Annotated in this window: 1 protein-coding gene and 1 pseudogene; both read right to left on the bottom strand. The window is 44.2% G+C overall.

The window, feature by feature from the left end; translation table 11 throughout:
- A partial coding sequence (locus tag QVA83_RS02615) for a tryptophan 7-halogenase (RefSeq protein WP_287498112.1) occupies positions 1-691 on the bottom strand: 691 nt, incomplete at its 3' end.
- A gap of 150 nt (positions 692-841) precedes the next feature.
- Positions 842-1,232, bottom strand: a pseudogene (locus tag QVA83_RS02620) (TonB-dependent receptor); the annotation flags it as partial.

Raw genomic sequence — 1,232 nt, forward strand, 5'->3', positions numbered from 1 at the left:
TAAACGGTACGCCTAGCGTCTTTTGTAAAATGAGCCCTGAAAAACCCGTGCAATCTATGAATAGGTCTCCATCAAATTTTTGTCCGTCTTGACAAATGAGATGTGAAATGTCGCCAGATGGTGAGGTATGCACTGATTCAATATTACCAACAACGTGATATACGCCTTTTGATTTAGCGCGCTCGCGTAAGAATCGTCCAAGTTTTAGAGAGTCAAAGTGGTAGCCGTATTCTATATCGAATGGAAAATTATGTGAGGGAAGAGGGGCAAGGTTTTTCTTTGCCAAATACCCAGCCATAAGAAACTTATCAGGTCGAGTTTCAACATCGAGGCCCAGTCTTCTGGTTAAGGCGTTAACGTGAAATGCCCGTTCACTAAAAACATCTAACTGGCTAATAAAGGGGTGAGAATAGCTGTGTGAATCATTGCCATTCCAGCCCTTGAACTTGATATTAACTTTATACGTTGCTTGGCACTCTTCCATCCAATCATACTCAGGAATATCAAGAGTTTGAAAGAAACGCTTGAGAGTAGGTGTCGAGCCTTCGCCTACGCCTATAGTGCCAATTTCTTCTGATTCTATGAGTGTGATGGTCACAGCTTGATTAGCCCAGCGGTGAGCTAAAAGGTTGGCAGCCATCCAACCTGCTGTGCCGCCTCCAGCAATAACAATTCGGTGTGGTGTTGTCATTAAAGGCTCTGCAATAAAAGAAGGGTGAAATTAAACAGTATCAGAGTTGCGCATTACTGCCACACTTTACATGGCAGTAATGCAAGGCACGTATCCACTATCTAAAGGTGCGTGCCATTATTTTCGTGCGTTCAAAAGGGATGGTCCCTTTTAATAGAACGAATAGTTGAGGTTTAGCATATAAGAAGGACCAAACTCGCGGCGGAGCGTAACAATGCCCGCATCATCAATGGTTTCTTCTTTCTCATCAGTCAGGTTTACGCCTTGTAACGACACTCTTAGCCCTTCCAAGTACTCAATTCCGCTATCTGCAAAATCGTAGCTAATTTGAGCATCGACTTGGGTAACGGCGTTACGAGTTGCTGGCTCAATTTTGTTTGAACCTCCACGCTGATACGTAAGGAACTCAGAACGATCGGTTGCCGCAACCCTAATCTCAAAGCCGTTCATCTCATAGTACGCTGTAATGCTGTACGTATTGTCTGATTGACCTGGAATGGCTGTGCCATCTTCAAGCTCCGCATCTAGAATTGTCGCAGAA

This window comes from Alteromonas sp. AO-Serp (assembly GCF_017849675.1).
GTDB lineage: Bacteria > Pseudomonadota > Gammaproteobacteria > Enterobacterales > Alteromonadaceae > Alteromonas > Alteromonas macleodii.